The organism is Thiohalophilus sp., from assembly GCF_034522235.1.
In the GTDB taxonomy this organism is placed as follows: domain Bacteria; phylum Pseudomonadota; class Gammaproteobacteria; order UBA6429; family Thiohalophilaceae; genus Thiohalophilus.
In genome coordinates, this window is record NZ_JAXHLN010000003.1 from 233,961 (window position 1) to 254,467 (window position 20,507).

The 20,507-nt window shown below is 58.6% G+C and carries 22 protein-coding genes; 6 read left to right on the forward strand and 16 right to left on the reverse strand.

What is annotated here, in order from left to right; all coding sequences use genetic code 11:
- Positions 1–8 precede the first annotated feature (8 nt).
- The 7 genes from U5J94_RS03975 to U5J94_RS04005 all read right to left on the reverse strand — a co-directional run bounded on the left by U5J94_RS03975 (position 9) and on the right by U5J94_RS04005 (position 5,324).
- On the reverse strand, positions 9–647 hold the full coding sequence (locus tag U5J94_RS03975; protein ID WP_322564342.1) for a ubiquinone biosynthesis accessory factor UbiJ: 639 nt from the start codon (positions 645–647) through the stop codon (positions 9–11).
- The gene (locus U5J94_RS03980) at positions 644–1,147 is read right to left on the reverse strand and encodes an RDD family protein (RefSeq protein ID WP_322564343.1); all 504 of its coding nucleotides are present in this window, start codon (positions 1,145–1,147) and stop codon (positions 644–646) included. The genes U5J94_RS03975 and U5J94_RS03980 overlap by 4 nt, the downstream gene beginning before the upstream one ends.
- Entirely contained in the window at positions 1,144–1,887 is a 744-nt protein-coding gene (ubiE, locus tag U5J94_RS03985; protein WP_322564344.1) for a bifunctional demethylmenaquinone methyltransferase/2-methoxy-6-polyprenyl-1,4-benzoquinol methylase UbiE, read from the reverse strand. The genes U5J94_RS03980 and ubiE overlap by 4 nt, the downstream gene beginning before the upstream one ends.
- A 220-nt stretch (positions 1,888–2,107) precedes the next feature.
- Complete coding sequence (locus U5J94_RS03990) at positions 2,108–2,491, reverse strand: DUF971 domain-containing protein (RefSeq protein ID WP_322564345.1); 384 nt, start codon at positions 2,489–2,491, stop codon at positions 2,108–2,110.
- 45 nt (positions 2,492–2,536) lie between these two features.
- Positions 2,537–3,886: an ATP-dependent protease ATPase subunit HslU gene (gene hslU / locus U5J94_RS03995; protein ID WP_322564346.1), complete on the reverse strand. Its 1,350-nt coding sequence runs from the start codon at positions 3,884–3,886 to the stop codon at positions 2,537–2,539.
- Between the two features lie 25 nt (positions 3,887–3,911).
- The gene (gene hslV / locus U5J94_RS04000) at positions 3,912–4,451 is read right to left on the reverse strand and encodes an ATP-dependent protease subunit HslV (protein WP_322564347.1); all 540 of its coding nucleotides are present in this window, start codon (positions 4,449–4,451) and stop codon (positions 3,912–3,914) included.
- 159 nt (positions 4,452–4,610) lie between these two features.
- The gene (locus tag U5J94_RS04005; protein ID WP_322564348.1) at positions 4,611–5,324 is read right to left on the reverse strand and encodes an ABC transporter substrate-binding protein; all 714 of its coding nucleotides are present in this window, start codon (positions 5,322–5,324) and stop codon (positions 4,611–4,613) included.
- 200 nt (positions 5,325–5,524) lie between these two features.
- Between U5J94_RS04005 and hemB the strand changes: the two genes are divergently transcribed.
- From hemB to ppk1, 4 genes are all read left to right on the forward strand, one after another.
- Positions 5,525–6,496: a porphobilinogen synthase gene (gene hemB, locus U5J94_RS04010; protein ID WP_416224186.1), complete on the forward strand. Its 972-nt coding sequence runs from the start codon at positions 5,525–5,527 to the stop codon at positions 6,494–6,496.
- A gap of 113 nt (positions 6,497–6,609) precedes the next feature.
- Positions 6,610–7,287, forward strand: a complete 678-nt coding sequence (locus U5J94_RS04015) for a TIGR00153 family protein (protein WP_322564350.1) — start codon at positions 6,610–6,612, stop codon at positions 7,285–7,287.
- Between the two features lie 19 nt (positions 7,288–7,306).
- Positions 7,307–8,566, forward strand: a complete 1,260-nt coding sequence (locus tag U5J94_RS04020) for an inorganic phosphate transporter (RefSeq protein ID WP_322564351.1) — start codon at positions 7,307–7,309, stop codon at positions 8,564–8,566.
- A 118-nt stretch (positions 8,567–8,684) separates the two neighbouring features.
- The gene (gene ppk1, locus U5J94_RS04025) at positions 8,685–10,775 is read left to right on the forward strand and encodes a polyphosphate kinase 1 (RefSeq protein ID WP_322564352.1); all 2,091 of its coding nucleotides are present in this window, start codon (positions 8,685–8,687) and stop codon (positions 10,773–10,775) included.
- A 31-nt stretch (positions 10,776–10,806) separates the two neighbouring features.
- On the opposite strand, the gene ppx is transcribed toward ppk1, so the two are convergent.
- Positions 10,807–12,327: an exopolyphosphatase gene (gene ppx, locus U5J94_RS04030; protein ID WP_322564353.1), complete on the reverse strand. Its 1,521-nt coding sequence runs from the start codon at positions 12,325–12,327 to the stop codon at positions 10,807–10,809.
- A gap of 123 nt (positions 12,328–12,450) precedes the next feature.
- On the opposite strand from ppx, the gene aroE reads away from it, so the two are divergent.
- A complete protein-coding gene (gene aroE, locus U5J94_RS04035; RefSeq protein WP_322564354.1) occupies positions 12,451–13,305 on the forward strand; it encodes a shikimate dehydrogenase in 855 nt (284 codons plus the stop codon).
- A gap of 180 nt (positions 13,306–13,485) precedes the next feature.
- Here aroE and U5J94_RS04040 read toward each other — a convergent pair whose 3' ends face one another.
- From U5J94_RS04040 to gorA, 4 genes are all read right to left on the reverse strand, one after another.
- Positions 13,486–13,869 (reverse strand): DUF2784 domain-containing protein, encoded by a 384-nt coding sequence (locus tag U5J94_RS04040; RefSeq protein ID WP_322564355.1) that lies wholly within the window; start codon positions 13,867–13,869, stop codon positions 13,486–13,488.
- A complete protein-coding gene (locus U5J94_RS04045; RefSeq protein WP_322564356.1) occupies positions 13,838–14,518 on the reverse strand; it encodes a DNA-3-methyladenine glycosylase in 681 nt (226 codons plus the stop codon). Before U5J94_RS04045 ends, U5J94_RS04040 begins: the two co-directional genes overlap by 32 nt.
- Before the next feature lie 6 nt (positions 14,519–14,524).
- Positions 14,525–15,052 (reverse strand): gamma carbonic anhydrase family protein, encoded by a 528-nt coding sequence (locus tag U5J94_RS04050; RefSeq protein ID WP_322564357.1) that lies wholly within the window; start codon positions 15,050–15,052, stop codon positions 14,525–14,527.
- A 144-nt stretch (positions 15,053–15,196) separates the two neighbouring features.
- Positions 15,197–16,546 carry a glutathione-disulfide reductase gene (gene gorA, locus U5J94_RS04055; RefSeq protein ID WP_322564358.1) on the reverse strand — a complete coding sequence of 450 codons (1,350 nt, stop codon included), beginning with the start codon at positions 16,544–16,546 and terminating at the stop codon, positions 15,197–15,199.
- Positions 16,547–16,678: 132 nt separating this feature from the next.
- Between gorA and U5J94_RS04060 the strand changes: the two genes are divergently transcribed.
- Complete coding sequence (locus tag U5J94_RS04060) at positions 16,679–16,999, forward strand: hypothetical protein (RefSeq protein WP_322564359.1); 321 nt, start codon at positions 16,679–16,681, stop codon at positions 16,997–16,999.
- A 94-nt stretch (positions 17,000–17,093) separates the two neighbouring features.
- Here the strand turns inward: U5J94_RS04060 and U5J94_RS04065 are convergent, their stop codons facing one another.
- The 4 genes from U5J94_RS04065 to U5J94_RS04080 all read right to left on the reverse strand — a co-directional run bounded on the left by U5J94_RS04065 (position 17,094) and on the right by U5J94_RS04080 (position 20,443).
- Entirely contained in the window at positions 17,094–17,375 is a 282-nt protein-coding gene (locus tag U5J94_RS04065) for a hypothetical protein (protein ID WP_322564360.1), read from the reverse strand.
- 86 nt (positions 17,376–17,461) lie between these two features.
- Positions 17,462–18,478, reverse strand: a complete 1,017-nt coding sequence (locus U5J94_RS04070; RefSeq protein ID WP_322564361.1) for a multicopper oxidase domain-containing protein — start codon at positions 18,476–18,478, stop codon at positions 17,462–17,464.
- A gap of 11 nt (positions 18,479–18,489) precedes the next feature.
- Positions 18,490–19,491 (reverse strand): multicopper oxidase domain-containing protein, encoded by a 1,002-nt coding sequence (locus tag U5J94_RS04075; RefSeq protein WP_322564362.1) that lies wholly within the window; start codon positions 19,489–19,491, stop codon positions 18,490–18,492.
- A gap of 226 nt (positions 19,492–19,717) precedes the next feature.
- The gene (locus U5J94_RS04080) at positions 19,718–20,443 is read right to left on the reverse strand and encodes a Crp/Fnr family transcriptional regulator (RefSeq protein ID WP_322564363.1); all 726 of its coding nucleotides are present in this window, start codon (positions 20,441–20,443) and stop codon (positions 19,718–19,720) included.
- Positions 20,444–20,507: the final 64 nt, after the last annotated feature.

Consider the following 20,507-nt stretch of genomic DNA (forward strand, 5'->3'; position numbering starts at 1 on the left):
AGCGGGGTTTATGATCTTTGTTCGCTATGCTGCAGGCGTTGCTGCAGCAGGACGATACGCGCCTGCAGCCGCTCGCTGTCGTCGCGTAATCGGTCTACCTCCTGAACGAACCCGGTTAACGCCTCGTGCGTGGCCAACTGTCGGCTCTCCTGTTGCAGGTATTCGGCCAGGTTGCGGCCCAGAACCTGCCGTGCCTGTTGGCCCCACTGCTGCAGGCCGCGGAACAGATCCCCGATGTGGTGCGCCACCACGTCACCACTGAGGCGGCTGAGATGTTCTTCCCAATCGATATCGAGATTATCCAGCAGCCGCTTGAAGGCCTGGCCGGTCTCAATGTCCCCACGGATGCTCACCTCGCCGGCGAACAGCACGCGCCGGGCATCACCGAGGCTCAGTTCGGCCAGGGCCAGCGGTGTGCCGCTGATGACCGTATCCGCCTCCCCGGCCGAAGCACTCAGTACCTGGATGCCGTCACGCCCCGGCAGGAGCGTCAAGGTGAGTCCGGTGCCACGCAGCTCGAGAGCGATGGTTTTACCTTCGAATTGTTCCAGCCGGGCGAACGCCACCGGATCCAGGCGCAGGGCCCGGTTGAGCGCGGTCTCCACAGCCGCCTCGATAAAGGTCAGCCCTTCGCCCGACAGGCTCATATGCTTGATCGCTCCAGCCACTGTTGCACAGTGATATCGCTGTCATCGTCGATCACCTGAATAACAACACTGCCGGCCAGTTTGTCATGCAGCGCCTGTTTGCGTTTGTCGAAGGCGGCCCAGATAAACCCGAGATACAACGGCAGGGCGGAGAGGATATAAGCCAGGGCACGGATGATCGCCTGGCGCAGGCTCAGCGGTTGCAACGTGCGGGCGTCCACCACCCGGCAGTCGAGGAGCAACTTGCCGGGCGTCGCCCGCCAGGTGCGCCAGAATACGACCACCGCGACAAACGGCAACACATAGGTCAAAAGCAAATCAAGAAAACCGTAACTGACCAGGTCGCTACTGTCACCCAACCACCAGCGGAGATAGCCGGGTCCGTAGATCGTCACCAGCAGGGGCAGAATCAGCGCGGTGTACAGGACGCCGTCGAGTAACAGCGCCAGAAGACGGCGCCAGAACCCGGCATATTGCGCTCTGGCCGCCGTGGCACTCATAACTTGTAGCCGCGATGCAGGGCGACGATTCCGCCACTCAGGTTGTAATAGGCGCACTGCTCGAAGCCGGCCTCCTGCATCATCGCCTTGAGTGTCTCCTGATCCGGGTGCTTGCGAATTGACTCGGCCAGATAGCGGTAACTGTCCGGATCGTCGGCGAACAGTTTGCCGAGCATCGGCAGGACCTTGAAGGAATACGCGTCATAGATCGGGTTGAGTGGTTTGATCACCGGCCGGGAGAACTCCAGTACCAGCAACGGTTTGCCCGGCTTCAGGACCCGCAACATGGAGCGCAGCGCGGCCTCCTTGTCGGTGACGTTGCGCAGGCCGAAAGCGATGGTAATCGCATCGAAATGGTTATCGGGAAACGGCAGGCATTCGGCATTGGCCTGCACATACTCGACATTGCCGACGATCCCGTCATTGACCAGCCGCTCGCGGCCCATTTTCAGCATGGAGTCATTGATGTCGGCCAGGGTCACCGAACCCTGCGGCCCCACCATGCGGGAAAACTTCCGGGCCAGATCGCCGGTCCCGCCGGCCAGATCCAGCACATGGTCCCCGCGCCGCACCCCGCTCATATCCAGCGTATACCGCTTCCACAGCCGATGGACCCCCATCGACATCAGGTCGTTCATCAGATCGTACTTGCCCGCGACCGAATGAAACACCCCGGCGACCTTGCGCACCTTCTCCTCGTACGGGACTTCCTCATAACCGAAATAAGTGGTCTTTTTCATAGTAGCGGGTTCACATCATCATGGGCTGATATAAATTCTATCCTATTCACCGCAAATTGCGACCTGGTGCCAACCGGGAGGACATACAAACTTCGCAAAGCGTCGCCATATCGAGAGGTAGATTTTTCACCACGAAGTCACGAAGACTCGAAGCGTCATATTTTCTTCGTGTCTTCGAGCCTTCGTGGTTAAGCCTTTCCTCGTCCCTCGTAACTCGTCCCTAGGCCCTGTTTTGAAGGTGTTCCGGTTCGGGCCGTTCCTTGCCCGCTTCCTTGAGCCGATCCAGGTATTTCTGCCACAGCTCGTCGTAGTTCTTGCCCAGGTTGTAGAGGGTGTCCCAGGAATAGATACCGGTGTCGTGATTGTCGTCGAAGTAAAGCTGGATGGCGTAGTGGCCGACCTGTTCGATGCGTTCGATGTTCACGTCCTGCTTGCCGATCTGCAGCTTATCCTGTCCCGGCCCGTGGCCCTGCACTTCGGCGGAGGGGGAATAGACCCGCAGGTATTCGGTGGGCAGTTCGAAGCGGCTGCCGTCGTCGAAGGCGATCTCCAGTATATGGGACGCCTGGTGCAAATTGATTTCGGTCGGTTTGACATTGCTCATGCTTGATAACCTCTATAGTACGGTGAGTCTGTCCGGCGCGGTGGCTTACAGAATATAACGACTCAGATCTTCATCTTGCGCCAGGTCGGCAAGATTTTCATCCACATAGTCGGCGCTGATTCTGACCTGCTCGCCGCCCCGATCCGAGGCCTCGAAAGAGATCTGCTCCAGCAGGCGTTCCAGCATGGTATGCAACCGCCGCGCACCGATATTTTCGGTACGCTCGTTCACCTGCCAGGCGATTTCCGCCAGCCGGTGAATGCCTTCATCGGTAAATTCCAGTGTCACATCCTCGGTATACAGCAGGGCGCGATACTGTTCGGTCAGCGAGGCATCGGGCTCGGTGAGGATGCGCACGAAGTCCTCGGTGCTCAACGGTTCCAGCTCCACCCGGATCGGGAAGCGGCCCTGTAGTTCGGGGATCATGTCCGAGGGTTTGGACAGATGGAACGCGCCGGAGGCGATAAACAGGATATGGTCGGTGCGCACCATGCCGTACTTGGTGCTGACGGTGGAGCCTTCCACCAGCGGCAACAGATCCCGCTGCACCCCTTCGCGGGAGACATCGGTGCCGGAGGTCTCGCTGCGCTTGGCAATCTTGTCCATCTCGTCGAGAAACACGATGCCGTGCTGTTCGACATTGTCCACCGCCCTGACCTTGATCTCCTCCTCGTTGACCAGCCTGGCGGCTTCCTCGTCGGTCAGCGCCTTGAGTGCCTGATGGATCGGCATCTTGCGGGTCTTGGTGCGCTGGCCGGACATGTTCTGGAACATGCCCTGTAACTGGCTGGTCATCTCTTCCATGCCGGGCGGGGCCATGATCTCCACCCCCATGGACGGCGCGCTGACCTCGATCTCGATCTCCTTGTCGTCCAGCTCGCCCTCGCGCAGCTTTTTGCGGAATTTCTGCCGGGTGGCGTTTTCCTGATCGTTGTCCCGCGCCGGCGCCTCGTTATCAAAGCCGAACCCGTCGCTGCGCGGCGGGGGCAGCAAAATATCCAGGACCCGCTCCTCGGCGGCATCGACGGCCCGGTGACGGACCTTGTCCATCTCCTGTTCGCGGGTGATCTTGATGGATATCTCCACCAGATCGCGGATGATCGACTCCACATCGCGGCCGACATAGCCGACTTCGGTAAACTTGGTGGCCTCGATCTTGATAAACGGGGCATTGGCCAGGCGCGCGAGGCGGCGGGCGATCTCGGTCTTGCCGACCCCGGTGGGGCCGATCATCAGAATATTCTTGGGCGTGATCTCGTTGCGCAGCTCGGGATCGACGCAACTGCGCCGCCAGCGGTTACGCAGGGCGATGGCCACCGCGCGCTTGGCGGCGGACTGGCCGATAATATGTTTGTCCAGTTCCTGGACAATTTCGCGGGGTGTCATCTGGGACATGCGGGGGCCTTGATTAAAGTCGGGTTCAGGTGTCGAGTTCTTCGATGACCAGGTTATGGTTGGTATAGATGCAGGTGTCGGCGGCGATATTCAAGGCCTTCTCGGTAATCGCACGCGCATCGAGCTCGGTATTTTCCAGCAGGGCGCGGGCCGCCGCCTGGGCGTAAGGGCCGCCGGAGCCGATCGCTACCAGTGAATGTTCCGGCTCGATCACATCGCCGTTGCCGGAGATGATCAGCATGGCGTCCTTGTTGGCCACGGTCAGCAGGGCCTCGAGTCGGCGCAGGGCGCGGTCGGTACGCCAGTCCTTGGCCATCTCCACAGCCGCGCGCACCAGGTTGCCGGAATGCTTCTCCAGCTTGCCCTCGAAGTATTCAAACAGGGTAAACGCGTCGGCGGTCCCGCCGGCAAATCCGGCCAGCACCTTGTTATGGTAGAGCCGGCGCACCTTGCTGGCATTGCCCTTCATGACCGTATCGCCAAAGCTGACCTGACCGTCGGCGCCCAGCACCACCTTGTTGTCGCGCCGCACGCAGAGCACTGTTGTACCGTCGAACTGTTTCACCGCCTGCTCCTGTCGCTGTCACGGGGGCGGGCATTGTACACCAGCGCGGCGGACAAAAAACCCTGCCCCTCAGACGGAGGGATTCGCCACCAGGCTGTGATGGCAGCCAGCAAAGTCAGCGGGGCCAGGGCGTTGGCGATGAAACGAATTCTTGGATATTCAGCTGTTGGCGCCCGGCGGGTGCTTGACCAGGTCGCTGTCCTCGTCGGCCAGACGGGCGATGAGTTTATCCAGCCCGTTGCGGCGGATCTCGTCATTGAAGCTGTTGCGATAGGTGGTGATCATGCTGACCCCTTCGACGGAGATGTCATAGACTTGCCAGCCCTTGCGGGTCAGGTGCATATGATAATTGACCGGGATGGGCTGGCCATTGGGCGGGTGGACATGCGAACGCACAGTCACATCGTCGCTGCCGGCCTCGGCGCGTACCGGCTGGAAGCGAATAAGATCTTCGTCCACCGTATTTTCACTCAGGTAGTCGGCCAGGGCGGTGGAATAAAAACGTAGCAGCATGCCGCGGAAGTGGCGCATGAAGTTGAGCTTCTGTTCCTTGCTGGCGGTGCGCCAGTGCCTGCCCAGCACCCAGCGCGAGGCGGTGAGCAGGTCGATATGCGGCAGCAGCAGCTCCTCGACCAGCTGCTCGACAACCCTGGGATCCTCTTTGATATCGTCGCGGCGCGCGTTGGTAGTCTGGATCATCTTTTGGGCGACCTTTTCCAGTACCTGCCGGGCCTCATCGGGATCGTTATCGGCTGCGGTTGCGCTCTGGGTCGGCAGCGACAGGAACAGGGCCAGTAGCAGCGCGCCGAACAGATAGGGCAGGCGCAACAGGGGCATGTGAAGGTGTGGGTTGGTAGCAGTTGGGACGTTCATGGCGCGCGGCTCCCGTTTAAAATCGGTATGGGTTACGGTATGCTCAATCAAGCAGTCGGCGCAGGCGGCGATTTGCCAGCATAAGCTTATTATATAGTCTATTTAACTTCGATGCCCGATCGGGGTATCGGTTCACTTTTTCACAGGAGAGGCAGGTGGCCCAGATTGAGACCGGACACGGCCGTTTTCCCGGGGTGCGCATGCGTCGCATGCGGCGGGACGATTTTTCTCGCCGGCTGATGCGCGAATCGCAGTTGAGTGTGGATGATCTGATTTTTCCCCTGTTTGTGCTCGAGGGCGAAGGTCAGCGCGAAGCGGTGTCTTCCATGCCGGGTATCGAGCGGGTCAGTATCGACCAGTTGCTGCGCGAGGGTGAGCAGCTGCTGGAGCTGGGTATCCCCGCCGTCGCCCTGTTCCCGGTGACGCCCGCCGGGGTCAAATCCGACGACGCCCGCGAGGCCTACAACCCGGAAGGCCTGGCCCAGCGGGCCGTGCGCGCGCTCAAGGAAAATCTGCCCGAACTGGGCGTGATTACCGACGTGGCCCTGGATCCCTTCACCACCCACGGTCAGGATGGGTTGATCGACGCCGACGGCTATGTGCTCAACGACGAGACAGTCGAGGTACTGGTTAAACAGGCCCTCTCCCACGCCGAGGCCGGCGCCGACGTGGTCGCCCCCTCGGACATGATGGACGGGCGTATCGGCCGGATCCGTGAGGCGTTGGAAGACGCCGGCCATATTCACACCCGTATCCTGGCCTACTCGGCCAAATATGCCTCCAGTTTCTACGGCCCGTTTCGTGACGCGGTCGGCTCGGCGGCCAATCTGGGCGGCGGCAACAAGTACAGCTACCAGATGGACCCGGCCAACAGTGACGAGGCGTTGTGGGAAGTGGCGCTGGATCTCGAAGAAGGGGCCGATATGGTGATGATCAAGCCCGGCATGCCCTATCTGGATATCGTGCGCCGGGTGAAGCAGGAGTTCGGTGCTCCCACCTACGTCTATCAGGTCAGCGGTGAATACGCCATGCTGATGGCCGCGGCGCAAAACGGCTGGCTGGACGAAAAAGCGGTGATTCTCGAATCCCTGCTCGGCTGCAAGCGTGCCGGCGCCGACGGCATTCTCACCTACTTCGCCAAGCGCGTGGCCCAGTGGCTGAAACAGGGCTGAATCCGGGCGCTTCGGTCACAAATCTGTTATCCGGTGAATCGAGTCGGTATACTGCACAGGGTCGTGATGATCGCCATCGTACGCGCTTAAAATCATAACGCAAGGTACTCGCCATGCCCCGAAGTTATATATCCGGACTGTTCGGCACCTCCCCTATCTCACCCCTGCAGCAGCACATGGCCAAGGTGCAGGCCACGGTGGAGGAATTGTTGCCCTTTTTCCAGGCGGCGCTGGCCGAGGACTGGGAGAAGGCCGAGTCCATGCAACAGTTGATCGCCGTTCGCGAGAATGAAGCCGATGCACTCAAGCGCGAATTGCGACTCAAGCTCCCTCACGGATTGTTCATGCCGGTTTCACGCCACGATCTGCTGGAAGTGCTGACCATGCAGGATCGCATCGCCAACAAGGCCAAGGACATCGCCGGTCTGATGCTGGGGCGCAAGATGCGCTTCCCCGATACCATGAATGCGCCCCTGCTGGATTTCGTTGACCGTTGTTCCGATGCCGTCTCCCAGGCCCAGACCGCCATCAATGAGCTGGACGAGCTGGTCGCCACCGGTTTCGGCGGTAACGAAATCGATCTGGTGGAGTCGATGATCGACAAGCTGGATACCATCGAAAGCGACACCGACGATATTCAGGTCGCGGTGCGCGCCATATTATTCAAAATAGAAAAGGATCTTCCCCCTGTCGACGTGATGTTCATGTACCGGGTTCTCGATTGGATCGGGGATCTGGCGGATCTGGCGCAACGCGTTGGCAGCCGGCTTGAGTTGATGCTGGCTCGATAAAAATAACAATAAGGGGAAGATGATGGAATTCGGTATTATCTTCATTGTTCTGGCGTGTGTCTTCGGTTTGTTCATGGCCTGGGGGGTGGGTGCCAATGACGTGGCCAATGCCATGGCCACCTCGGTCGGTTCAAAAGCGCTGACCATCAAGCAGGCGATTATTATCGCCGCCGTATTTGAATTTCTCGGCGCCTTTCTGGCCGGCGGCCAGGTCACCGCGACGATTCGCAAGGGCATGATCGATGCGGAACTGATGGCCGGCTCACCGGAGTTACTGGTGTACGGCATGATGGCCTCCCTGCTGGCCGCCGGCATCTGGCTGCTGATTGCCAGCCGCGCCGGCTGGCCGGTCTCCACCACCCATTCCATTGTCGGCGCCATTGTCGGCTTTGCCGCGGTCGGCCTGGGTATCGAGGCGGTTCATTGGGCCAAGGTCGGCGCCATCGTCATGAGCTGGGTGATCTCGCCGGTAACCTCGGGTGCGATTGCTTTTTTGCTGTTTCTCAGCGTGCAAAAACTGATCTTCAATACCGATGATCCCCTGGCCAACGCACGTCGTTATGTGCCGGTCTACATTTTCCTGGTGGGCTTCATCGTTACGCTGGTCACCATGCTCAAGGGTCTCAAGCATGTCGGCCTGGAACTGAATATGTTTCAGAGCTACCTGGTCGCCATCAGTGTGGGGATCGTGATCATGCTGATCGGTATCTATTTTATACGCCGGCTGAAGTTCGATCCGAATGCGGACCGCGAGTACCACTTCACCAATGTAGAGAAAGTCTTCGGTATCCTGATGATGGTCACCGCCTGCGCCATGGCCTTCGCCCACGGCTCCAACGACGTGGCCAATGCGGTGGGTCCGCTGGCGGCGGTCGTCAGTATCGTGCAAAACAACGGCGAGGTGACCCAGCGTTCGCTGATGGCGCCCTGGATTCTGCTGCTCGGGGGGATCGGGATCGTTGCCGGACTGATGATGTACGGTCACAAGGTGATCGCCACCGTCGGCCAGGGGATTACCGAATTGACGCCAAGCCGCGGTTTTGCCGCCACCCTGGCCGCGGCGACCACCGTGGTGGTCGCCTCCGGTACCGGTCTGCCCATCTCCACCACCCATACCCTGGTTGGCGCGGTGCTCGGGGTCGGCATGGCGCGCGGGATCGCGGCGGTCAACATGGGCGTGGTACGGGCCATTTTCATGTCCTGGATCGTTACTCTGCCGGCCGGCGCGATTCTCGCGATTCTGTTCTTCTTCACGCTAAAGGGCATCTTTGGCGGCTGACGCGCGCCTCGACTTGTATCAGAGCAGGCCTCCCGTCAGAAGAGGCCGGCTCCTCGCCCGATAGAGCTCTTAACTGATTTGTCATCCCGTTGTCATAAGGTTATGGTTTTATGACAACATGGAGAAAGCCGACCTGAAAAACCCCGAACTCTATTTCAACCGCGAACTGAGCCTGTTGCAGTTTCAATCGCGGGTGCTGGCCCAGGCCAGTGACGAATCCATTCCGCTGCTGGAACGGTTGCGGTTTTTGTGTATCTCCAGCACCAATCTGGATGAGTTTTTCGAGATTCGCGTCGCCGGCCTGATGTACCGCGCGGCACTGGAATCCACCAGTGGCAGCGCCGACAGCCTGACCCCTGAACAACTGCTAACCCGGATCAGTGACGAGGCGCACAAGCTGGTGGATGAGCAGTACCGGATACTTAACGACGTTCTCATTCCCGAGTTGGCCCGGCACAGGATTCATTTTCTCAAACGCTCGCGCTGGAACCAGAAGCAGGCCACCTGGATCAAGCGCTACTTCAGCAACGAGTTATTGCCTGTGCTCAGCCCGCTGGGACTGGATCCGGCGCACCCGTTTCCCCGCGTGTTAAACCGCAGCCTCAACTTTATTGTCTCTCTTGAGGGCAAGGATGCTTTTGGCCGCGACAGCCGCATCGCCATCGTGCAGGCACCCCGCAGTCTGCCCCGGCTGATCCGTTTGCCCTCATCCATGGCCAACGGCCAGATCTTTGTGTTTTTGAGCTCCATTATTCACACCCATGTCAGCGACCTGTTCCCGGGGATGAACGTCACCGGTTGCTACCAGTTTCGCGTTACCCGCGACAGCGATCTGTTTGTCGACGAGGAGGAGATCGACGATCTGATGCGCGCCATCAAGGGCGAACTCTCCTCGCGCCGTTTAAGCGACGCGGTACGCCTCGAAGTGGCGGACAATTGCAGTGAAGAAATGGCCGAGTTTCTGTTGAACCAGTTCAAACTGGATCAGGAAGATCTCTACCAGGTTAACGGTCCGGTGAATCTCAATCGCCTGATGGAGATTCACGATCTGGTCGAACATTCGGATCTTAAATACGCGCCGTTTACCCCCGGTATTCCCAAGCGACTGAAAAACAATGACGATATTTTTGAAGTCATCCGCCATGGGGACCTGTTGTTACACCATCCCTTCGAGTCCTTTGCCCCGGTAATCAGCTTGCTCAAGCAGGCGGCCAGTGATCCAAAAGTCCTGGCGATCAAGCAGACCCTGTATCGCACCGGCGCCGACTCTCCGCTGGTGGATGCCCTGGTGGAAGCAGCCCGGACCGGCAAGGAAGTCACCGTGGTAGTGGAACTGCGTGCCCGCTTCGATGAGGCCGCCAACATCGAGCTGGCGACCCGGCTGCAGGATGCCGGCGCCCACGTGGTCTACGGCGTGGTTGGTTATAAAACCCATGCCAAACTGTTACTGGTGGTGCGCCGTGAAGGGCGGCTCATTCGTCGCTATGCACATCTGGGCACCGGCAACTATCATGCCGGTACGGCACGGGTATACACCGATTACGGTTTACTAACCTGCGACAAGGCCATTGGCGAGGATGTACATCGCCTGTTTACCCAGCTCACCGGTCTGGGCAGGGCGACCAAGCTGCGCAAGTTGTTACAGTCACCGTTTACCCTGCATAAGCGCCTGCTGGCGTTGATTGAGCAGGAGGCGGAAAACGCGCGCAACAACAAACCGGCGCGCATTATTATCAAGATTAACTCGCTGGTTGAATCGAAGCTCATCGCCAAACTTTACGAAGCCTCGCAGGCCGGGGTAAAGATCGACCTTATCGTGCGTGGCATCTGTTGTCTGCGACCTGGCGTCAGTGGTATATCGGAAAACATCCATGTGCGATCGGTCGTCGGGCGCTTTCTGGAACATACCCGGGTATACTATTTTGAAAACGACGACGACCCACAGGTCTTTTGCTCCAGCGCTGACTGGATGGATCGCAACTTCTTCCGCCGGGTGGAGACCTGTTTTCCCATCGAAGACCCTGCCCTGAAAAAACGGGTTATCAATGACGGCCTGCTGGCCTATCTGGCCGACAACACCCTGGCCTGGCAATTGCAATCCGACGGCACCTACCGGCGGATAAAACAGGGCAGTCACAAGCCGCGTAACGTGCAACGCCAGCTTCTCGAAAAACTGGCGGCCGATCCGGGTACCGAGAAGAGTAACTAGTCACTAGCAGCTAGTAACTGGCGCCTTTCAATTACGGAGTGGTAATTTTCAGTTCATAATCGAGTAACCGCAGGTACTCGACCTCGCGCTCCAGATCAGCCCGCGTCAAATCATGTTGATCCAGCCACTCATCGGGAAAGCTCAGCTTGAGTTGTCGGGGCCTGGCCTTGAGACGGATATCGGGCAGGGCCGCGTGCAACCGGCTACGCTGCAGCTTGACGGCCAGGCGCAACAGGATAGTCAATTGCAACATGGCCTCGCGTACCGACCGGGGAAAAGCGCTGAACAAGGCCGGGTCCGGCTTGCGGCGATGACTACGCACCAAAATCGCCAGCACCTGCTGTTGTTGCAGACTGAAGCCCGACAGATCCGAGTTCTCCAGCAAATAGGCACCGTGCTTGTGATAACCGGAATGCGCAATGGCCAGACCGATCTCATGCAGGCGCGCGGCCCAGCCGAGCATTTGTTCGCTGACGGGATCGTCAAGTTGCCAGGACTCTGCCGCCTGCTGCAGCAGCGATAATGCGGTCTGTTCCACATGACGAGCATGCTCAGTATCGATCTGGTAGCGCTTCTGTAACAGTTCAACACTACGTTCACGCACATCTTCGTGCCGGTGACGCCCCAGCATGTCATACAACAGACCTTCACGCAGCGCCCCGTCGGAGACCAGCATCTGCTTGATATCCAGCGAGGCAAACAGCGCCGCCATGATGGTAAATCCGCCGATAAACACCGGCCGACGCTCCTCGCTCAGCCCCTTGAGTTTCAGTTCATCGATGTGCCCGACATCAAGTATTGCCTTGCGCAGCTGCTTGAGCGATTTGGCGCTAATGCCCTGCTCACTCCAGCCCTGTGCCTGCACCACCCTGGCCAGTGCCTTGGCGGTACCCGAGGCGCCTACCGTCTGTTCCCAACCCATCTGATGACAGCGGTGGGCAAAACCCTCCAGCTCCAGTTGCGCGGCGAGTTCCGCGGCCTTGAGCCGCGCCGGGGTAATCGCACCGTCGGGAAAAAACTGTCGGCTCATGCTGACACAACCCATGTCCAGGCTCTCCAGCAACAGGGGCTCAAAGCGTTCGCCAATGATGACCTCGGTACTGCCACCGCCGATGTCGATCACCATGCGCCGCATGCCGTCCTCGGCCAGGCTGTGGGCCACGCCCAGATAGATCAGCCGCGCCTCCTCGATCCCAGAGATGATCTCCACCGAATGGCCCAGCGCCGCTTCGGCCTGTCGCAAAAAATCCCCTTGATCCCGGGCCGCGCGCAGGGTATTGGTGCCGACCACCCGTACTTCCCGATCCGCCATGCCACGTAAACGCTGGCCAAAACGTTCCAGACACTCGAGCGCGCGCAGGCGGGCATCCGCAGCCAGATGTCCTTCGTCATCCAGCCCCGCGCCGAGGCGCACCATCTCTCGCAGCCGGTCCTGCACCTGCAGGGTCTGGTCGCTGGCCCGGGCCACGATCATATGAAAGCTGTTGGAACCCAGATCCACGGCTGCCAGAAGGCGATGGAAGGTCTCTTTTTTGGCGCGGGACAGAATCATGTGCTGCGGTTTTATCAACCCGGGGTTGGATGCGATACAATGCCAGTATGCAGGCGATGTTCGGGTTATTCCATATCTAATTCTGTCGCCCGCGCCACGATAAACTGAAAAGCGATACAACCGATGAGTGACCTGTTTGATTTCAGTCAACGCCACGATGACTATGCCGTCATGGGCAATCCGGTAGCACACAGTAAATCGCCGCGGATTCATACCCTGTTTGCCGAGCAGACCGGTGAAGCGATGCATTATGAAGCGATCCAGGTCGATCCCGGTGGATTCCCCCAGGCCGTCGGTAACTTCGATGCCAGCGGCGGCAAGGGGCTTAACATCACTGTGCCCTTCAAGCAGGAAGCCTGGGCGCTGGTCAACGAACGCAGTGAACGGGCCGAACGGGCCGGCGCAGTCAATACCATCAAGTTCATCGGCAAGCAGCTATTCGGCGATAACACCGATGGCATCGGTCTGGTCAACGATTTGCACAGCAATCGTGTTCCGATCAAGGACAAAAAAGTCCTGCTGATGGGTGCCGGGGGTGCCGCTCGCGGCGTCCTGGCCCCGCTGCTGGCCGAACACCCGGCGCAACTGGTGATCGCAAACCGCACGGCGGAAAAAGCCCGGGAACTGGCCGAGGTCTTCAGCGATCTGGGCAGCATTGAAGGCAGTGGCTACGAGGCGCTTGAGGACAAACGATTCGATCTGGTGATCAACGCCACCGCCGCCAGTTTACAGGGCGAGCTGCCGCCACTGCCCGACAACCTGCTTGCCGACGGTGCCGCCTGTTACGACATGATGTACGGCGCCGGGCCGACCACCTTCATGCAGTGGGCCAGCGCGCATGGGGCCGCCACCGTACTCGATGGCCTGGGCATGCTGGTGGAACAGGCCGCCGAGTCCTTTTATATCTGGCGTGGCGTACGCCCCGAGACCGGATCCGTCATCGAACAACTGCGCCGCGAAATGGCAGCTTCTTCGTAGCCGGAACGATCTAATAAACGCAGAGGACGCGGAGGCGCAAAGGCGCAGAGAAAACAATGTGATTTTAAATGGTTATGTTGAGTGATGAATTTAATACGGAATCGTAATTCAAAATTGAAAATTCAACATTAAATCTCCGCGTCTCTGCGCCTCCGCGACCTCTGCGTTATTCCCAGTGAGTCAGCTACTATCTCCACATCGTTGTCGGTAGATAAAAATTGTGTAGATCACTACGTTCAACACGATCAGCCCGATACCGATCATTACTTGCATTTCGTGGGTTAATCCAGGCGGATAGATCACTGGTATGAGATAGTGATTGATAAATCCGCCTTCGTAGGCTTGCAGACCGGCCAGTTGGCGGAAGGTTTTTTCCAGCGGGGTGAGCGGGCAAAAGCCGCCGCTGAACTGGATATAGATACCCCAGAATAAAGCCGGCAGATGCACCCGGGCCAGCTTCGGCCAGCGCAACACCAGCAATCCACCCGCCGCGACAAATGCGACGAACAGAAAATGGAGCAATACGGTCAGTTCAGCCAGCAGCAGATAGACGGTGGAGGACATAGTCCCGGCCTTCCTGTTGGTTGCGTTTACGCAGCGGATTGCGGGTACATTGCCCGGCATGAGCGTAATCAATATAGCGGTACATCAGGTGTTCGTCACGCCCGGCGGGGATGCCGAGCCGGGTTGTCTGGATAATCGCCCGGGGCTGATAACCGACATCGTCGATATAAAAATGCTGTCTGTCGAATTGTTGCTGATCCCAGCGACCCACTTTCAGGCCCAGCGCCGCGCATAGCAGGGTCTGTCCACTGCAGAGTTTTTCCACCGGGCGTTGTTTGCCGGATCCTTTGACCGGATTGAGCTTTTGCATGCGTACCAGGTTGTCGCGTGGCGACTCGCGATCGAAATACGCTATCCCGGATTTGATCAGTACCGCGTTGCCTTCGCCCCGCGCGCTGATGTTCAGCGAGTCACCGCCTCGCGCGTAGTACATGTAAATGGTGCCGGGCGGCATGAACATCGCGGCGCGTTTGGGGGTATAGCCCCGCGAGGAGTGGCTGCCGCGCTCCGCAAGATAATAGGCCTCGGTTTCGATAATCCGGCAGGCCAGCCAGCGATCGCGATAACGATGGCGGAGTACCTTGCCGAGCAGCGCCCGGGCCAGGTCGCAGGGCTCCTGATCGAAAAAGGCCGGCTTGAGTCGTGCCATGGCCGATCAGGATTGTTGGTGGCGGTTTTTCAGTTGAACGTAGTGCTGGGCGGAATAGGCAATCGAGTCACGCTCCTCGTCGCTCAGCTCCCGCGCCTTGCGCGCCGGACTGCCCAGCCACAGACCGCTCTCCAGTTCTTTCCCTGGCGTCACCAGTGAACCGGCCCCGATGATAGTGTGCTCATGAACAACAGCTCCGTCCATGACGGTCGCCCCCATCCCGATCAGGCAATTATCCGCGATAGTGCAACCGTGCAGAATCACGCGATGGCCGACCGTGACATTATCGCCCACGCTCAGCGCATAACCGCCGGGATTGTGCGACCCGTCGTGGGTCACATGCAGCACCGAATTGTCCTGGATATTGGTATTGGCGCCGATGCGAATGACATTCACATCACCGCGAATCACCGTAAACGGCCAGACGGAGCTGTCCTTGCCGATCACCACATCCCCGATCACCAGCGCCGACTCATCTACATAGACGTCCGGATGCAGATCGGGCATGACCTCTTCAAAGTCCCTGATTGCCATATTCCGTTACCCCTTATTAATGATTTCTACCACCAAGACACCAAGTCACCAAGAAATACATATGAATAAATGATTTTCTTTGAGTTTCTTCGTGTCTTTGTGTCTTGGTGGTTAAAGGTCTTTTTGCCCTGTCCCTTGGGCCTCTTATCGTAATGTGACCAGTTCTTCGGCGCTGGTTGGGTGGATGGCGACGCAGTTGTCGAAATCCTTCTTGGTCGCACCCATCTTGATCGCCACGCCGAAGCCCTGCAGCATTTCATCGGCGCCCATGCCGATGATATGACAACCGACCACTTTTTCCTCGGCACCGACGCAGACCAGCTTCATGGCGGTACGCTGTGGATGGGGGCTGAAGGCATGGTACATGGCGGTGAAGCCGGTCTGGTAAACCTTCACTGCGTCGCCGTGCTGCTCACGGGCCTCGTCCTCGGTCAGGCCGATGGTACCGATGGGCGGGTGGCTGAACATGACCGTCGGAATGTTTTCGTAGTCGAGCTTGCGCTCGGGCATGTTGTTGAACAGCCGATCCGACAGGCGGCGTGATGCGGCAATTGCCACCGGGGTGAGCTGGGCCTTGCCGATCACATCGCCGACGGCATACACGCCTTTGATATTGGTCTGCTGGTACGCATCGGTCGGGATGGTGCCATCGCTGTTGTACTGCACGCCGGCGGCCTCCAGATCAAGATTGGCGGTATTCGGTGCGCGGCCGATAGCCCAGATCAGACAATCATAGCCTTCCAGGGTGACACCGCTTTGACAGTGAATGTTCAACGTGCCGTCGCTCTGCTTCTCCACCCGTTCCACGTTAACCCGCGACATGATATTGACCCCGGCGTTCATCATCTCTTCCATCAGGGTCTCGCGCAGCATGGCGTCAAAATCGGAGAGGAAATGATCCCGGCGCAGCAGCATGCTCACCTCGCTGCCGAGGCTGTTGAGAACGCCGGCCAGCTCCACGGCAATATAACCGGCGCCCACCACGGCGACCCGTTTGGGCTGCTCCCTGAGGGCAAAGAAGCCGTCGGAGGTGATGCCGTACTCGGCGCCGGGCACCTCCGGCACCACGGGATAGCCACCCGGCGAGATGACGATATGATCGGCGGTGTACTGCTCGCCGTCCACGTCCAGGGTGTGGGCATCGGTAAAGCGGGCCGTGCCCTGGATGTGCTCGATATTGGAATCCTTCAGATAGTTGCCGTACCACTCGGTGATGCCGTTGATATAGCCCTCGCGTACCTCGACCAGTTTGCCCCAGTCGAATTTATTGAGGCTGACATCAAAACCGTAACCGGTGGCATCATGGAGAGTCTCGGCGACGCCGGCGGCGAACCACATGACTTTTTTGGGTACGCAGCCAACATTGACGCAGGTCCCGCCCAGTTTGTTGTTTTCGATGACGGCGGTATTTTTACCGTATTCGGCGGCGCGTTCGGCGGCGGAGAGCCCGCCGCTGCCCGCGCCGATGGAGATCAGATCAAAATGTTTACTCATAGCAAGGAACTCACTACTGCGATTTGGGGTGAATTTGCCTGAAAAATGACAGGGTCTTACGGGTAGAGACAACATTATATATTGATTGTAAAATCCTGCATCCATTTATGAAGCGAAAGCGGGAAACAGAATATGAGTGATTCCATCACCCTGTCCGATGACCTGATCCACGGGGTTTACAATGTCATCGTGCAACACGACGCCGATGTGGAAAAGAATATGATGCTGGCACTGCAATACCTGGCGGCGATCTCCGGCTATCTGGCCGCCGGTCATCCCGGTGGCTCAAACGAACGCGATGAGGTGATCGATCAACTGGCCGCCTTTGCCAAGCATGTGGCCGCCCAGGAGGCAGAGGATTTGGCGGGACAACAACAGTCGGCGCCGGCCGCACCCAGGGGGCAGAGCGTGCAAACGGATGATCCTGCTGTGGGGATCTGGAAACCGGAATAAAAATGGGATACCTGCCGGCGAAACTGGCGATTGATCACAGAACCTCTTCGGCTGAGCGAAGCTTTATTGTTATGACAACGCCGGAGAGGATCAATCAGGGGGAGTCTCCATCGGGATCCGCTGAGTAGCTCGGCAGGCGCTGATCGAGGGTTTTTTCATTGAATAAATGAGTAAGATCGATATACAACCAGCCCCACTGGAGCCAGCCATAGACGGCACCTACCGTCCGGCCGGTTTTATCGTTGGCACAAATGCCGAGGTGCTGTAGCTTGGCCTCCCCGGTCACCGATTGATTATGGTGGGCCAGGGCGGCACGCAGGGTTTGCACAAACCGGGGTGGCGGGTTATCCAGGGCCTGGAAGATGTAATCAGTCATCGTCTGTTGTATAAACGGCGTCAATAACAAAAAAAGGGGATGCAAGCATCCCCTCCAATTTGTTTTACCTCTAAATTTATTTATTATTATACTACTGTCACTTTGGTTTTCACTGTCCCCAGCACGTCGCCGCTGATCCAGTGAATGACATCCGCCTCGATAATGTATTCGCCGGTTTCGGTCGGCTCGAAGATGATGTCGTAGCGTTCCCCCGAATGGGCGCGCAGTTCGGTCACCTGCACCGGGTTGGGCAGGGGACGCCCGTCGGAGATGTACACAGTGCCGGTCAACCCGCCAAAGCGAATCTGTTGCGGGTGGTAGCCGGCACAGACATAGCGGCCCAGCAGCTTCTGCCCCACCTCTACCGTGGCGGAGATGGGGGGCGCATCCAGCGCCGAGGTGCCGGTGCCGTCCACCCCGGTGATGACAAAGTAGTCGGGGTTGAGCACGTTGAGGCCCACGTCCTCGCCACAGGTGCCGGCGTCCCAGTCCAGGGTATGCCAGCGCGAGTCGATCTCGTCCACCACCCAGAACGCCTCCACGTCATAGGTGGGACCGCCCGACAGCAGGGTGCCCGGCCCTTCCGACGGATCGACGATGAGCGCGCCGTACATCCCCATCTCCGCGTGTAACACCGTGTTGGTGTGACAGTGATAGAAATAGGTACCGGGATGCATCGGCCGCCACTGGTAGGTATAGGTGTTGTCCTGCACGTCCCAGGTGATATGGCCCACACCGTCGCTCTCGGGCCCCGGCTCGATGCCGTGATGGTGAATGGTATGCGCCCACATGTTACTCACCGACAGGTTGGTGTGGACAATTTGCCCGGCGGTGACCCGCATCGCCGGCGAGGGGAAGGTACCGCCACCGCCCATGCCGCCACCACCGCCGTCGGCGAAGCCCCACATGGTGATGTCAGTGCCGTCGTCCATGGTCAGGCTGATGTCCATGTCGATGCTGCGATCAAAGGTGACGTCCGCCGTGACCAGGTTGGGGTTGTCCTCCTGGTTCTCGTCATAGACGTAGCAGGCGCCGCCCATGCCGCCACCTCCGCCGCCGCCCATGCCCATCATCAGACGGTGTTTTTCGTTGATATTAAACATGCTTTACCCCCTTATTCGAAAAAGATGTCAGTGATGGCGCCGAACATGTAGTACCCGCCGGCGGCAGTCTGGGACATTTCCGAGTGCAGGTGCATCGGATACTCGCCGGTGGAGACCTGTGGCCAGGCATCCGGCGGGGTCTCGAAGGGATAGATCATGTCCAGTGCTCCCATGTCGCCGTCGAGGTAGAGGCAATCCTTCTTCCAGATATCCGGGCGAATGATACCGTTTTCCGTCAACCACTCCATGTGGTTTCCGTGCGGATGCACGCTCTGGGCGGCCAGGCCGGCGTTGAATATCCGCACCAGCGCCCGATCACCCATGTGGCCGTGCAGGGCCGAGCGGGGATCGTGCATGCTGTCGAGACTTGGATCGCCGCTGCCCGGTGCGCCAGGCGGCCGCCCGCCCAGCCCGTTGAGGGTGAAATAGCGCGGGATATATTCGGTGCTCGGCGTGTTGCCCTGACTCAGGGCGTCGTGCCACACCGGATCGATATCGTGGAAGATCCAGAAGTACTGCTGCACGAAGGTGGGGCTGCCAGGATAGAGCTCGTCGCTGCTGCCCGAGGGCATCACCGCCAGACCGCCATGCAGGCCGAGCAGGCGGTTATAGGGGGCGTTGAGTTTGTCGTAATACATGAAGGAGCCGAAACTGGTTGCTTCAAATTCCACGGTCTTGATTTCGCCCGCAGCGATGGTCCCGCTGTCCACCAGGCCGTCGATGACGAAGCTGGCGCTGGTGTTGAGGGTGTTGATCAGGGTAATCGAGAGGGTATCGCCCTCCTGCACAATCATCGATTCGCCCGGCACGTTCAGACTGTTGCTGTCGCTGCTGAAGCCGCGGAAATAGACATCGGTGCCGTCGATTTGAGTGATATAACCTTCGGTGATGTAAAAGGTTTTTTCAATGGTGGCGGCGTGCGCCCGCGGGGTCCAGCTCAGCAGCCCCACACCGCCCAGCAACGACCCGGCCACGCCGGCCGAGGTGAGCTTGAGAAAGTCACGGCGTTTCATGACAGGTGTTCTCCTCTTTATTGTATTTGGCAGGAATCAAATAACACGTTATTGCAGTGCGTGTTTGACCGTACTCCATGCGAACAGATGATGTCCGTATTCAGGCAGTCAATGCTTTGCGGGGACTAAAACAGAGTGATAGGTACGGGTCTGTAACGCAGGTTACATAAAGTGCAAAGAACAGCGATTAATACAAAATAAAATAACCAACCGTTAAACTATGCGATTAACGGCTGAACCACTCGAGGCTGGATTTGTTGTTGATGGTGATGTGTCCCCGCGCCAGGCTGATGCACTGTTGTTGTTCGAACTGTTTCAGCAGGCGGCTGATCACCTCGCGGGTGGTCCCGAGTTCCTGGGCCAGCGACTGATGGGTCACCTTGATGGTCTTGCTACCGGCCCGCTCGAACAGTTGTCCGAGCAGACAGGCCAGGCGGACATCCAGTCGTTGAAAGGCCATGTCGTAAAAGCTGTTCGTCAGTTCGCTGACGCTGGCGGTCAGACTCTTGAGTACCAGGTTACGGAAATTGTCTGAGATTTCCATGGCGTGATGGAAATCGTTCTGTTTGAGGATCAGGGCCCTGACCCGGGTTTCCGTGCGGGCGCTGGCATTGAACGGTTCGTTACGCAGCAGACTGTTGAGGCTCATCAGGCAAATATCGCCTGGATGGATGCGATAAAGGGTCACTTCGCGGCCATCTTCGGCCATCTGGTAAATTCGGATCGAGCCCTCCAGCAGCAGGATAAAGTTGTTGCAGGTCTCGTGAGCCTGTACCAGCAGGCTGCCCGGCGGGATGAGATTGATGGGCGCCTGCGCCAGCAGTTCGAAGCACTCGGGCTTTTGCGGATTGGCCAGCTCGGGATAGATCCGGCTGATAAGACGCAGGTTGGCCCGTGCCTGTTCATCGGCCTCGGTCGGCGGGTCGGAGAATGTTTGTTCTGATGCGCCCATGATTATGCTTACTTTACCCGGAATGGCTTTAGTCGCTGGCGACAACTGGACAACAGAACGGCGG